Annotated in this window: 12 protein-coding genes; 11 read left to right on the plus strand and 1 reads right to left on the minus strand. The window is 40.2% G+C overall.

What is annotated here, in order from left to right:
- Positions 1 to 91: 91 nt before the first annotated feature.
- The 10 genes from KH286_RS03355 (at position 92) to KH286_RS03400 (ending at position 11,893) form a co-directional block, all read left to right on the plus strand.
- Positions 92 to 490, plus strand: a complete 399-nt coding sequence (locus KH286_RS03355) for a hypothetical protein (protein WP_278617606.1) — start codon at positions 92 to 94, stop codon at positions 488 to 490.
- Between the two features lie 89 nt (positions 491 to 579).
- The gene (locus tag KH286_RS03360; protein WP_174892416.1) at positions 580 to 1,350 is read left to right on the plus strand and encodes a carboxymuconolactone decarboxylase family protein; all 771 of its coding nucleotides are present in this window, start codon (positions 580 to 582) and stop codon (positions 1,348 to 1,350) included.
- 9 nt (positions 1,351 to 1,359) lie between these two features.
- A complete protein-coding gene (locus KH286_RS03365; RefSeq protein ID WP_004698228.1) occupies positions 1,360 to 1,986 on the plus strand; it encodes a site-2 protease family protein in 627 nt (208 codons plus the stop codon).
- A gap of 392 nt (positions 1,987 to 2,378) precedes the next feature.
- A complete protein-coding gene (locus tag KH286_RS03370; RefSeq protein ID WP_004694527.1) occupies positions 2,379 to 2,612 on the plus strand; it encodes a (2Fe-2S)-binding protein in 234 nt (77 codons plus the stop codon).
- A gap of 284 nt (positions 2,613 to 2,896) precedes the next feature.
- A complete protein-coding gene (locus KH286_RS03375) occupies positions 2,897 to 4,042 on the plus strand; it encodes a glycoside hydrolase family 3 N-terminal domain-containing protein (RefSeq protein WP_123138209.1) in 1,146 nt (381 codons plus the stop codon).
- Between the two features lie 142 nt (positions 4,043 to 4,184).
- On the plus strand, positions 4,185 to 5,336 hold the full coding sequence (gene fucO, locus KH286_RS03380) for a lactaldehyde reductase (protein ID WP_278617607.1): 1,152 nt from the start codon (positions 4,185 to 4,187) through the stop codon (positions 5,334 to 5,336).
- Between the two features lie 369 nt (positions 5,337 to 5,705).
- Positions 5,706 to 7,250 carry a ClC family H(+)/Cl(-) exchange transporter gene (locus KH286_RS03385; RefSeq protein ID WP_278617608.1) on the plus strand — a complete coding sequence of 515 codons (1,545 nt, stop codon included), beginning with the start codon at positions 5,706 to 5,708 and terminating at the stop codon, positions 7,248 to 7,250.
- Between the two features lie 52 nt (positions 7,251 to 7,302).
- Positions 7,303 to 7,752 (plus strand): GNAT family N-acetyltransferase, encoded by a 450-nt coding sequence (locus KH286_RS03390; protein ID WP_012864970.1) that lies wholly within the window; start codon positions 7,303 to 7,305, stop codon positions 7,750 to 7,752.
- A gap of 25 nt (positions 7,753 to 7,777) precedes the next feature.
- The gene (locus KH286_RS03395; RefSeq protein ID WP_042466843.1) at positions 7,778 to 8,572 is read left to right on the plus strand and encodes a sulfite exporter TauE/SafE family protein; all 795 of its coding nucleotides are present in this window, start codon (positions 7,778 to 7,780) and stop codon (positions 8,570 to 8,572) included.
- A gap of 498 nt (positions 8,573 to 9,070) precedes the next feature.
- Entirely contained in the window at positions 9,071 to 11,893 is a 2,823-nt protein-coding gene (locus tag KH286_RS03400; RefSeq protein ID WP_278617609.1) for an FAD-binding and (Fe-S)-binding domain-containing protein, read from the plus strand.
- 261 nt (positions 11,894 to 12,154) lie between these two features.
- Here the strand turns inward: KH286_RS03400 and KH286_RS03405 are convergent, their stop codons facing one another.
- Entirely contained in the window at positions 12,155 to 12,262 is a 108-nt protein-coding gene (locus KH286_RS03405; RefSeq protein ID WP_227037232.1) for a type I toxin-antitoxin system Fst family toxin, read from the minus strand.
- An 85-nt stretch (positions 12,263 to 12,347) separates the two neighbouring features.
- Here KH286_RS03405 and KH286_RS03410 point away from each other — a divergent pair, with 85 nt between their 5' ends.
- On the plus strand, positions 12,348 to 12,989 hold the full coding sequence (locus KH286_RS03410) for a tetratricopeptide repeat protein (RefSeq protein ID WP_278617610.1): 642 nt from the start codon (positions 12,348 to 12,350) through the stop codon (positions 12,987 to 12,989).
- The last annotated feature ends 160 nt before the right edge of the window (positions 12,990 to 13,149 follow it).

Below are 13,149 nucleotides of genomic sequence, written 5' to 3' on the forward strand. Positions count from 1 at the left end.
GTGATATACTATACATATAGCGTATTGTATTCAAGTCATGTGAGAGTATGACTGATTCGTGATTTGCCCTCGTGGCACAAAGGAGATCATTATGAATAAAAATTTATTAGGTGCATTTGTATTAGCCGGTACATTATTAGTAGGTGGTGTTGCAAACGCAGAAAACTGGAATGGGTTAGCTAACTACCCAGAGGTTCCAAATAGTGCAAATGGTACAGAAACGTATTTCTTTGATAAAGCATCTGAGTTTAAAGGTATCGATAGCAGCCGTAACAACGTATTTGGTGTTAATGTGATTAACATGCATAATAACCAATACGGGGAAGCTACATTGTTCAAATATCTTGTTAATCCAAGCTTACATACTGTATATCGTTACGCTCCAGATGGTCAAGTTTACCAAATTCAACATGGAACAAATGAGTTCAATATGTTCATGGCTGCTTGGAAAGAAGTATACGGCACAACTTTCGAATTCCCAGCGTTATAATCTGATGGCCCGTGCCGTAATAATTACATAACTATTGCTGGTGAAAGCTCCTTTAGGGCTTTCACCAGTGTTGTTTATGGAGGTTTTTTATGTCTAAATCTGAATTTGCTCAAGCCTATACGGAGCGTATGTTCCCTGATATTGCAGCCCCAGCAGGTTATATTGATCCAGAGTTTGAAGTATTGTTTGATAATTTTGCCTTTGATGAAGTCATCACCGAAGAAGGCCGTAATGTACCGGCAAAGGATCGCTTCTTAGCCATTCTCGCTACATTAGTAGGCGCCTCAGCTGTTGATGAATATGCATTAATGCTACCGGCAGCATTAAACTTTGGCCTTATTCCTGATGAAGTGGTAGAGCTCATTTATCAAGCGGTGCCCTATCTTGGCATCGGACGTGTGCGCCCATTCTTTAAGGTGACCAATAAGATTTTTGACTATCGAGGAGAGGCTATTGTTGATCCCTCTCGCAGCACTATTACTAGTGAGTCTCGTCTAGAAAAGGGCGTAGAAAAACAAGTGGAAATCTTTGGGGAGTCTATGCGCAATTCTTACCAAGAAGGGCCAGAAGATATTCGTCATATCAACAAATGGCTTGCCAATATGTTCGGCGATTACTATACGCGTAAAGGCCTTAGCGTGGCTCATCGTGAAATGATTACCTTCTGCTTCCTTGCGGCTCAAGGTGGCTGTGAATCTCAACTCAAGGCTCATGTACAAGGCAATTTGAACGTAGGAAACAGCAAACAATATTTGATTAATATCGCATCCCAATGCGTGCCGTATATCGGCTATCCTCGTACCTTAAATGCCCTTCGTTGTATTCAAGAAGGCTACACCGCATGGGAAGCTAAACAATAAAGGAGTTCTATGTTTGATTTAAATCCGGTTCAGATATTAGCAAGTATTCCTGCTATTATGATCGTTTTTTCTATCTTTGGATATGCAGAGGCAAAGGTAGCAACTTGGTTTGGTGATCCAACGCCACGTCTGGCGGGACGCCTCACATTGTCACCAATGGCACACCTTGATCTAATTGGTACCATCTGTATTATTCTTGTTGGCTTTGGTTGGGCAAAACCTATGTCAATTAATCCATCTTACTTTAAAGATCCACGACGTGATATAAGCTTGCTTGCCTTTGCAGGTCCTGTGGCAGGTCTTATAGCAGGCTTTATATTCACCTTTATATATATGCTCCTTGGAAAATTAGGCCTCATGGAGTCCCAAGGTCTTGCCATGGTTATGCAATATATTATTTTATATAGTATTGGCTTATCAATCTTCTGTTTGATTCCGTTCCCACCATTGCCTGGTTTTAATATTATCTTGCCGTGGTTGCCTACAGAGTGGCAGATGAGATATTACCAATTAGGGATGCTTAATTTATTATTCTTTATCATCCTTATTAACACACCCATTATTTCTATGGTTATTCGTCCATTACAACAAACGATATTTAAAATCTACTTTGCCATTATTGGGCTCATACTATAATTATATTTTGTGAAAGTTTCTACCATAAAGATAATATCTTTATGGTAGTTTTTTATAGTTTATAGATAGATTTAGCTTATCTTTACATATAATGTATTTGTAAATTTTTTTCGTTTTTTATAGTAACAATTTTACTTTTGACTGTTCTTTGGATTTTATATTAAAAACTATCGATATAGTTCCTCAATTGTGTTATAATAAATACAAAGATCGTAAATTTTCGATATATTAATATTACAGTGTATTATTAGATACTATCGATAGAGTAAATTGATCTGCTACATCGATATGTAAATCAATACACTAAATTGACACGTAAATCGATATATTAAATCGATACACTAAATTGATACTGTATATAGATATTCAAGTGAATAAATGAGGAATTACATATGAATTTTGAAGAAAATCAAGTGCCAGAGGCGATTCTGGACAAGCTTACAAAGGTGTGTACTTGCCGTAGCATTACGCGCAAAACGATTAAGGAAGCCATTTTAGATGGTGCTCACACGTTTCCACAAGTAAAAGAAGCAACTCGTGCTGGCACGGGCGCTTGCGGTGGCAAAGGCTGTGGACCTCGTATCGTAAAGCTCTTAGCGGAAATGAAAGAGCAAGGCAAAATTTAATTTGCAAAATGTAACATACACATTTTACACATCCAAAATGTAAGATACATAGTTTATACTCTAAAATGTAAACTATAATGTTTACACAACAAAAATGAAACATATAAAGATTGTTATTTGATTCTCTCAATGGATATACCCGTTGGGTTTTCGAGTAACAATCTTTTTGTTTTGTAAGATGCATGTACTATACTGCTGCTTGTCGTGTATTGATTATGTTGGGCTCGTTTATATTTTTTGATATACTATACATATTACTTTTTAGAGATTTAAGGGAGGTATGCATGTTTCGACGTTTCGTAGCAGCCATTATGATTGGTGCATTAGCAGTCACAACGGGTTGCGGTTTACATAATCCATTTACTTCAAAGGCAGAGCCTGTGACCTATGAGTCCGTGGCACAAAGCGAGCTTTCACCAGAGCAAAAGGTGGACAAGTTAGTGGCTAATATGTCCGATGCAGACAAGGTGGGCCAATTGTTGATGATTGGCATTCACGGCAAGACGTTGAATGATGATGCTAAATTCATGCTCAACGAGTACCGCGTGGGGGGCATCATTTTGTTTGATCGAAATATGGAGTCCAAGGATCAAGTTAAAACGCTCATTGCAGATATTAATAAGGCTGGTAAAAGCGCCGGTTTAACGCCATTGTTCCTCGGCATCGACCAAGAGGGCGGTGCAGTAGCGCGCATGGATGATAAGCTCATCAAGGTTCCTCCCGCTGAGGAGGTAGGCAAAATGCCCGTTGAGCAAGCTGTATCCTTGGCAAAACAGTCTGGTGCAGAACTAAAAGACTTGGGCTTTAACATTAACTTTGCTCCTGTGGCGGACTTAGGATTAACCTATGGTCGCTCTTATAGTACGAGCCCTGATGAGGTCGTTCGCTATGCAGGCGCCGTTGGCAAGGCTTACGATGAAGCGGGCTTGTGGTATTCCTATAAGCACTTTCCGGGCATTGGTAAGATCGATGTAGACTTGCACGCGGATACAAGCATCGTTCCTGTATCTAAAGAAACATTGCTTTCAGAGGACACAAAGGTATTTATAGACCTCATCAAACAGTCTAAACCAAATACCTATACAATCATGGTGTCTCATGCGATGTACCCACAAATCGATCCAGACCATCCTGCTAGTTTATCGAAAGCAATCATTACCGATTGGTTGCGCAAGGACATAGGCTATAATGGCGTTGTGGTAACGGACGATATGGACATGGGGGCCCTTGCAAATCACTATACTTTTGGCGATATGGCGGTGCAATCCATCCTCGCCGGCAGTGATATCTTGCTCGTATGTCACGAATACGAACACATGCAAGAGGCTTACAATGGCCTTATGAAAGCCGTGAAAGACGGTCGAATCTCAAAAGAACGACTCGACGAATCGGTGAAACGGATTTTGCTTATGAAAATGAGCAAAATTTAGAATCATTACAATAGAAAAATATATAGTGTATACATAGCAAGCTATCAAGGATTTTATTAAACCGATAGAGAATTAATTAGTAAAGTAATTCTCTGTCGGTTTATTTTTTATTGTATAGTTTGTTTTGTTAGGAGTGAGGTATATGGCTCGGAGAATAATGTTGAACGGCACGTCCTATTTTGGACAAGGGGCGATTCAGGAGATTGTGAACGAAATTAAGAATCGCCATTTCAAAAAGGCCCTCGTAACATCTACGCCAGATTTATTTGAATTTAAAGTGGCTACTAAAGTAACGGATTTACTTGATGCGGCAGGTATTGCTTACGAAATTTACGACGGTATCAAACCAAATCCTACCATCGAAAATGTAACGGCTGGTGTTGAGGCTTGTAAGGCGGCTGGTGCTGATGTTATCGTTGCCGTAGGTGGCGGTAGTCCAATCGATACAAGTAAGGCGATTGCTACTATTATTACGAACCCCGAATTCGCCGATGTACGCAGCCTGGAAGGTTTAGCGCCTACCAAGAACCCTTGTTTGCCAATCATCGCTGTTACTACTACCTCTGGTACGGCTGCAGAGGTTACTATTAACTACGTTATTACAGACGTTGAAAAGAACCGCAAATTCGTTTGTGTTGATCCTCATGACATTCCAATCGTTGCCATCGTGGATCCTGATATGTCCGCGTCTATGCCAACAGGTCTTTGCGCTGCCACAGGTATGGATGCCCTCGTACACGCCGTAGAAGGTTATATCACAAAAGGTGCGTGGGAGCTAACTGATATGCTCCATTTGAAAGCTATCGAAATTATTGGTCGTTCCTTGCGCAGCGCTGTGGCTGGCGATTATGCAGGCCGTGAAGCCATGTCTTTAGGTCAATATATCGCGGGCATGGGCTTCTCCAACGTAGGTCTTGGCATTGTTCACTCCATGGCGCATCCATTGAGTGCTGTGTACGATATTCCTCATGGCAAGGCTTGTGCGATGCTGTTAACAGCAGTATTGAAATTCAATGCTCCTGCTACCGGTGAAAAATATCGTGAAATCGCGCGCGTTATGGGTGTTCCGAATGTAGATACTATGGATGAAAGCACCTATCGTCAGGCTGCAATCGATGTAATCCAAAAATTAGCTGATGACGTAGGCATTCCTAAATCCCTTAGCGAAGCAGGTGTAAAACGGGAAGATATTCCATTCCTCGCCGAATCTGCTTTCAATGATGCATGTACACCTGGCAACCCACGAGATGCATCTAAGGAAGAAATCATCGCTATCTATGAATCCATATTCTAATTAGCGTCTTTACATATTTCAAATGCCTCCGAATGTGTAAAGAAAATACATTTACACACTTGTTTAACAAAACTAGCCATCTCTTTTTAGAGGTGGCTAGCTTTGTGTTTAAAGCGCTATCTATTGTTTTGTGACTCGGACCTTTGACCTCGTGTTTAGTGAGAAAGCTATTTTTATACATAATCCTTTCTTGAAAATGGTGGTTTACATAAGTATACTAAGGATATGAATAGATAGTTTGACTGAGCGCTGAGCGATTTTGGTAGATGGCACTCAATGACTAGGTGCTTAGTTTAACCTGTTAAATCGCTGAGATGGTTAAATGTGATGTTTGGATAGGTGTTAGATAGTAATGCTAAGGAGAATCTTATGAAATTATGGAAATTTAATAAGCGTAGTTCTACCTTGGCAGATATGTCCATGAATCGAGTGCTCTTAACGGAGCTCATTGCAAAGGGTGCTCTTGTTGGGGTGATTGCCGGCTTTTTTGGGGCATCATACCGTTATTTGATACTTGAATCAGAGCATATTAGGTGGCATCTGATGGAAGGCATTACCATGGAATGGGCCATAGGTTGGCTTGTGGTAATGGTCATTTTTGCGTTTGTTGTAGATCGATTGCTAGCATGGGCCCCATTGTCCGGTGGTTCAGGGATTCCTCAAATCGAAGGGGAAATGCTTGGACTCTTTGATATGAAGCCCTATCGGACACTAGTATCTAAAATGATTGGTGGCGTACTGACCGGCTTTGCAGGATTTTCCGTAGGTCGTGAAGGGCCAGCCGTACAGATTGGCGGCTCTGCCGGTAAAATCGTGTCCTACTGGATGAATTCGGGGCTACGAGAACAGCGTATTTTGACATCCGCAGGTGCTGGGGCAGGCTTAACAGCTGCCTTTAGTGCGCCCGTATCGGGGGCGATGTTCGTCTTTGAAGAGGTACATAAAAGCTTTTATCCATATCTCGTTGTACCAACCTTCGTGGCAACTTTGATTTCTAACTATATTACAGTTAGTATCTTTGGACTTACACCAGCGCTGGGCTTTACGGTGACCTCAGGCGTTCCTCTTGAATATTTCCCGATACTGCTCATGGTTGGTGTTATCATGGGGCTATGTGGCGTGTTATTCTGCCGTATGATTTTTGCTTTCAAGAGGTTCTTTGATTGGCTCAAATGTTCTCGATTCTTGAAATTAGCCCTTACCTTTGTGGCAGTGGCGGCCATTGGCTTTGATTCGCAGCTCCTCTTGGGCGGAGGCAATGACCTCGTGGGTCAGCTTGCCTTTCAATCTCACGGTGTATTGCTCTTGGCGGGCATTGTATTAGGCAAGATTTTGCTTACCACCTTCTGCTATGGCAGTGGTGCTCAAGGGGGCATATTTTTGCCCATGCTCGTAATTGGTGCTGCAACAGGTGCTTTTTGTGAAAGCTTGCTTTCAACCTTAGGACTTATTTCTCCTGATTTTGTACCGCAATTTGTTATCTGTGCTATGGGTGGCATGTTAGCGGCCGCTATGCGGACCCCAATTTTAGCGATTTTGCTCGTTCTTGAAATGACGGATAGTTTCTCTAATATTTATGCTATCGGTATCGTTACGCTCGTGGCCTATCTTGTGGCGGAGCTTTTAAAAGAACCGCCGATTTACGATTCCTTGTTGCAAGCCATGAGTGGTCAAAGCAATCTAGAATCGGTGCAAACCTTCTTTCAAACGAAGGTGCCTGTGGTGGCAAATTATACGGATGTACAGCTACAAGACTTGGCATTACCAGATGGTACATTGATCGTAAGTATTCGCCGTAATGGTACCTACATTGTGCCATTAGGCGATGTAAAACTCGAGCCAGGCGATGAATTACAAGTCTCCTGTGAACGTGGCCGATTGAAGGCGGCTAAGGAATTTTTCCAATCAAATTAGTCATTATATCTAAAGCTAATCGTTGATTCGTGGTATATATTAGGAGTAGTTTATGAAAATTGTGAAAGCTACTGAGTCAGATGTATTGGATCTGTACCGTTTGCAATTGCTTACATTTGAAAGCGAAGCGGAGATGATTGGAAGTCGAATGGTTCCTGCATTGATGGAGTCGGAAGAGGAGTTTAAAGCTACTTTCACCCAATGGCATACCTATAAACTAGTAGATGATGGGGGAAGAATCATCGGAGGTATTCGCTATCAATATGACGATGGCGTGGTAGAGGTCGGTCGCTTGATGGTGCATCCAAACTATCGGCAACAAGGGTTGGCTCGTAAGTTATTAGTTTTCGTAGATGAACAATGCAGTCAAGACCGGCGTGTATTATATACATGTACGAAAAGCTGGATCAATATAAAGTTATATACAAAAATGGGGTATAAAGCCGTTAGAGAAATACAGGATGAAACGGGATTATCTTTTGTATATATGGAGAAACAATAATTCAAATGGCATGGGAGGTCTTAATGTGATTGATAATATAGTGGTATTCTATATATTCTTTACCATAGTTGGCTTTTTAGCAGCTATGATTGGTACCATCATCGGTGCCGGTGGGGGACTTGTGTTCGTGCCTCTCTTTATGTACTGGTTCCCAGAGTGGTCTCCATCTATGGTCGTAGGAACATCGCTTTTTTCTGTTATGTGTAACGCCATTTCTGGATCTATAGCGTATCTTAAGCAAAAAAAGGTATACATTAACGCTGCTATCATCTTTAGTCTTGCTACCTTCCCGGGGGCTATTTTAGGTGCCCAAATGTCTGGATGGTTCTCTGGTAAAGGCTTTATGTTTGCCTTTGGATGCTTTATGCTGTGTGCATCCGTATTGATTGGTTTTAAAAATTTTAGAAAAGGGGAAAGAAAGGAAGAAAGCCTTACTCTTGAGCAGTTGAGCTATAGTAAACCTATCGGTATTAGTATTAGCTTTTTTGTTGGCTTTATTTCGAGTATCTTTGGTATCGGTGGTGGCCTCATCCATGTGCCGGCTTTGATTTATCTCATGGGCTTTCCTACCCATATGGCAACGGCTACAAGTCAATCTATTCTCGCCGTATCAACAACGGTGGGGGTTATTACACATTTAATTGAAAGCCACATCATATTTAGTATTGCTATTCCTACTAGTATTGGCGCTATCTTTGGTGCTCAAGTAGGTGCTCGTATTGCAAAACGTCTCAAAGCAAAAGCTATCCTCGCCCTCATGAGCATAGCTGTCTTTGCATTGGCGGTACGCCTCATTCTTAAATCTGGTATTTTGGGATAATATGGTTTTATAATTAATCTATCTTTAATAAGCATAATTTAGTAAAGCTCTCTAATGGTGATTCGTAAGCGTTTATCATTAGAGAGCTTTCTGTATTTTCAGCATTTTATAAAAGGTTATAACTAAAAGTCATAGAGAACTATAAATGAGAATGAAAAATTTAAAATATATAAATCATACTATTTTTATGCATAATGTTAGTAATGTATTTACTATAGAATTATAGGTGGTACGAATCGTTATTTAGAGAGGTTTTAGCATATAATTACTGACTATATCTATACATGCTTAATAAATAAGGATTCTTGATTGTATATGAGGAAAAATAGGTACATGATAATGCTAATGAGATGTACTTTCAACTGAGGGAATAAAAGGGGAATGCATATCGATTTTTATTAGAAGAGATATAAATTATGCATAATTATAGTGAGGAGAATGAGAACGGCGTATACTAAAAGTAATAGATTCCTTAAGAAAGGATAGGAGGAAATAGAAGTGAGTACACTTATTAGAGATTATGAACGTTTTGCCAAGGAGGCAAATGAGATTTGTAAAGGTCGCGTATACACCGATCATTTACGTCGTTATGCATATGGCGTTGATGCGTCTTGCTATAGCTATTTACCAAAGGTAGTTGTTAAAGCTGAAGATGAACGAGAAGTAAGACGACTTATTCGTTTGTGTCAACAATGTGGGACACCATTTACATTCCGTGCGGCCGGCTCCTCCTTGTCTGGTCAATGCTCCAGTGAAGATGTGCTTATCGTATGTAATGATGGCTTCAAGAAAATGGAAGTTATTGATGATGGGAAAGCCTTGAAATGTGAATGCGGTGTTATCGGTTCCGATGCGAATGATTTATTGAAACCGTACAATCGTAAAATTGGTCCAGATCCTGCAACGCTTGCCACAGCATTAGTAGGTGGTATTTTGAATAATAACTCCTCTGGTATGTGCTGTGGTACGGCGCAAAACTCTTATAAAACAATTCGGTCCATTCGCGTTGTATTATTAGATGGCTCCATCCTTGATACGTCTGACCAAAAGAGTATTAATCAATTCCTTAAAGAAAAACCTCAAATGGTAGAGGATATCTTACAATTGCGTAAGGATATTTTGGCCGATGAAGAATTGACACACTTGATTCACCATAAGTACAAAATCAAAAATACCACAGGTTACGGCTTGAACTCCCTTATTGATTTTGAAGATATTATCGATATCATCAACCACTTGTTCATTGGTTCTGAAGGTACATTAGGTTTCGTGTCTGAAATCGTATATAACACTGTTGAGGACGTACCGTATAAAGGCTGCGGTCTCATGTTCTTTAAAACATTGAACGATGCATCTCTTGCTGTTGTAGCCTTGGCTAATATGGGTCGTGACAAGGTTGTTGCTGCGGAAATGATGGACTATCAATCCCTTAAGGCCGTTCAAGCGCTAGACAATGTGCCTGACTTCGTTCGCGAAGTTCCTGAAGGTACAAGTGCTATTTTGTTCCAAACTGAAAGCTACTCCAAAGAAACTGTCGATGAAAACTTAGCTTTTATTAAAGATAAATTGAAAGATATTCCAACAGCTATTCCAAGTCTTTACTCCCAAGATCCTAAAGAATACGATTCTTGGTGGGCTATCCGTAAAGGCATTTTGCCAATCGTTGGTGGTCAACGTAGAAAAGGCACCACTGTTATTACAGAAGACGTATGTTTCCAAATCGAAGACTTCACTAAGGGCATCGAAATGCTTACCGAATTATTCCATAAATACGATTTCGTAGACGGTGGCGTGATCTTTGGTCATGCGTTATCTGGTAATGTTCACTTTAACATTACACCTGACTTCAGCGATCCTAAAGATACTAAGAACTTCGGTGACTTGGTAAAAGAAATGTCTGAACGCGTCTCTGGCTTCGGTGGTTCTTTAAAAGCTGAACATGGTACAGGCCGTATGGTGGCACCGTTTATTGAAATGGAATGGGGGCGTAAAGCGTACGAGATCAACCGTCGTATTAAAGCTATCTTTGATCCTGAACGTATCTTGAATCCTGATGTTATCATTACTGATGACCCAGATGTGTATAAGAAAAATCTTAAAGCTCAATGCGTTATCGATGATGCTTTTACAATCTGTATGGAATGTGGTTTCTGTGAAAAACATTGTCCAAGCCGCAATTTAACATTGACTCCTCGTCAACGTATTGCATTGTTGCGTGAAACAAAACGCCTTGAAAACGAAGGCAATTTCACATTGGCTGCGGAACTTAAAAAAGGCTATGAATATTTTGGTGTAGATACCTGTGCTGCGTGCTCCATGTGTAAAGGTCTTTGCCCGCTCAGCATTGATACTGCTCAAATTGCATTATCCATGCGCCGCATCGATCCTCCAGCACCGGAATTAGCTAAGAAGATTTACGATAATTTCCCTACTACACTTCAAATGGCTCGTGCCGGCGTAAGTCTCGAAGGTATTGCAGGTTCTATCGTTACACAAAAAGCGATTTCCAAGATTACAGAAGGCTTACATGGTGTAACAGGTATTACTCCGTACATTCCTAAGACTACACCTAAGGCCAATCGTTACAGATTGAGAAGCCGTATTAAACCGACTAATTTTGAAAAGGTTGTATACTTTAGTACTTGTGCGAACCGCGCCTTCAAACCTAATCAAGGTTACGATGATGAACGCAGCTTGCAACAAGTAGTGGAAAGCCTTTGCAACAAGGCCCATATCGATATTATCTACCCTCAACATATCGAAAACCTCTGCTGTGGCTTGAGTTTTGAAAACTATGATGACGTTCATGAGCGTGCTGTTAAGGACTTACACGATGCATTGATGCAAGCATCTCAAAACGGTAAATATCCAATCGTGATCGATCATAGTGCATGTTTCAACCATGCTTTCAAACACATGCCAGACTTAGAAATCAACGATATTTCTGAATTCTTGTGTAAATACGTTGTGCCTCATCTCGATATTGAAAAATGTGATGAACGGGTCATCGTACACAAACAATGTAAGATTAAATCCTTGAATAAATCTCAATATATTGAAGATTTGGCTCGTCTATGCACAGATCATGTATTTAACATTAAATCTTTTGCATGCGATGGCTTTGCTGGTCAAAAAGGCTTCTTCACACCAGAACTCAATAAATCTGCTACCAAAGACCTCGCTAGTGAAATCGCTGAATACGGCGCAACATTAGGCGTAAGCTCTAGCTCTACCTGTGAAATCGGTCTTGGCGAAAGCAGTGGCATCCCATTCGTTGGTGTTGCATTCCTACTAGACCGTTGCTCTAAGGCTAAGAAATAAGTCTTGTATATCTATTGCTATTTACTTAACGTTGCTAGTAGTTTATGTTAAAGTAACTGGTAGTTTATATTAATGTTGCTTTAATATTGCTCGCAAATTATGTTAAAACTAGTAATAGTTTTTTAGGGGTTTTATGAGATTTATTGCTAATTCTTTATTTTTCTAAGAAATGTGGTATACTAAACGTAGGTAGTAGAGTGTATGAAATTACCTGCAATATAACCAAAAAAAGGACGAGTGGCAGCTCGTCCTTTTTCTTGCTTATTTTTTGTTTTTATTGTTAAGCCAGTAGCTGTAGGTAGTTACAACTAAGGCAACAATAATAGGGGCAAGCAAGGTACCCCAGAGTGCATAAAACAGCTCCTGCAATATACCACCTCCTTTCGGGAGGTATTTTATATTATATCATCATGCTAAGGAGTCTTGTATATAATTAATGATCGGAGAATTCTTAATGAAGAAATTTGTGCTTTTCTTTCTTTTAATAATAGCCCTTACGGGATGTGGGTTGAATCAAAATACGAATAGTAATAAAACAGAATCAAATGCAACTAGTTCTGCTACTGGTTCCTCTACATCTGCTGCGGGAAACAGCCAAGCGACTACTAAGCAAGATGGACATCTAATTACAGCAAAGCAAGCCTTATCCGCTGGTGAGTATGCGAAAGCCATAGAGGAAGCTACAGCGTCCATTAAGAATAATGCTAATAATGCAGAAGCCTATTCTGTACGTGGCTTTGCAACAGCATTAAACGGTGATGCGGCTAAAGGTTTGATAGATACTAAAAAGGCTTATGATTTAGACCCTAACAATGTGGCTAATTACTATAACATGGCCATGGTCTATAAGTTGCAAGGGCAGTTAAACGATTCTAAACAATGGTTTGAAAAGGTATTGGAAAAGGACCCTAGTAACACCTGGTCTGTGTATGGTATTGCTACCATTTATGCAGACCAAGGGGAAGATACTAAGGCCCTTGATTGGTTAGAAAAGGCTATAAAAATTGATCCCTCTGTAAAATCCGTTGCAGCCGAACAAGACCATTTTGAACGCTTTCACAATAACGGACGATTTAAAACGTTGGTAGAATTATAGACATGGATGTGAAACAGATGATTCGCCTTATTATAAAGGTGATAGGATTTATATATTGGCTTATTTTTCTATACCTTGGCGGTCTAATGGTCGTAGACTGGTCAGGGTTTATGTCCCAACATAATATAGAAACACCCCTATTCCTTACATATTTGGTGTT

The organism is Veillonella parvula, from assembly GCF_018378075.1.
Classification (GTDB): domain Bacteria; phylum Bacillota; class Negativicutes; order Veillonellales; family Veillonellaceae; genus Veillonella; species Veillonella parvula_K.

Excerpts from the sequence above, each read along its gene's own strand:
- KH286_RS03355 (WP_278617606.1), top strand. The coding sequence starts at position 92 with ATGAATAAAAATTTATTAGGTGCATTTGTATTAGCCGGTACATTATTA.
- KH286_RS03360 (WP_174892416.1), top strand. The coding sequence starts at position 580 with ATGTCTAAATCTGAATTTGCTCAAGCCTATACGGAGCGTATGTTCCCT.
- KH286_RS03365 (WP_004698228.1), top strand. The coding sequence starts at position 1,360 with ATGTTTGATTTAAATCCGGTTCAGATATTAGCAAGTATTCCTGCTATT.
- KH286_RS03370 (WP_004694527.1), top strand. The coding sequence starts at position 2,379 with ATGAATTTTGAAGAAAATCAAGTGCCAGAGGCGATTCTGGACAAGCTT.
- KH286_RS03375 (WP_123138209.1), top strand. The coding sequence starts at position 2,897 with ATGTTTCGACGTTTCGTAGCAGCCATTATGATTGGTGCATTAGCAGTC.
- fucO (WP_278617607.1), top strand. The coding sequence starts at position 4,185 with ATGGCTCGGAGAATAATGTTGAACGGCACGTCCTATTTTGGACAAGGG.
- KH286_RS03385 (WP_278617608.1), top strand. The coding sequence starts at position 5,706 with ATGAAATTATGGAAATTTAATAAGCGTAGTTCTACCTTGGCAGATATG.
- KH286_RS03390 (WP_012864970.1), top strand. The coding sequence starts at position 7,303 with ATGAAAATTGTGAAAGCTACTGAGTCAGATGTATTGGATCTGTACCGT.
- KH286_RS03410 (WP_278617610.1), top strand. The coding sequence starts at position 12,348 with ATGAAGAAATTTGTGCTTTTCTTTCTTTTAATAATAGCCCTTACGGGA.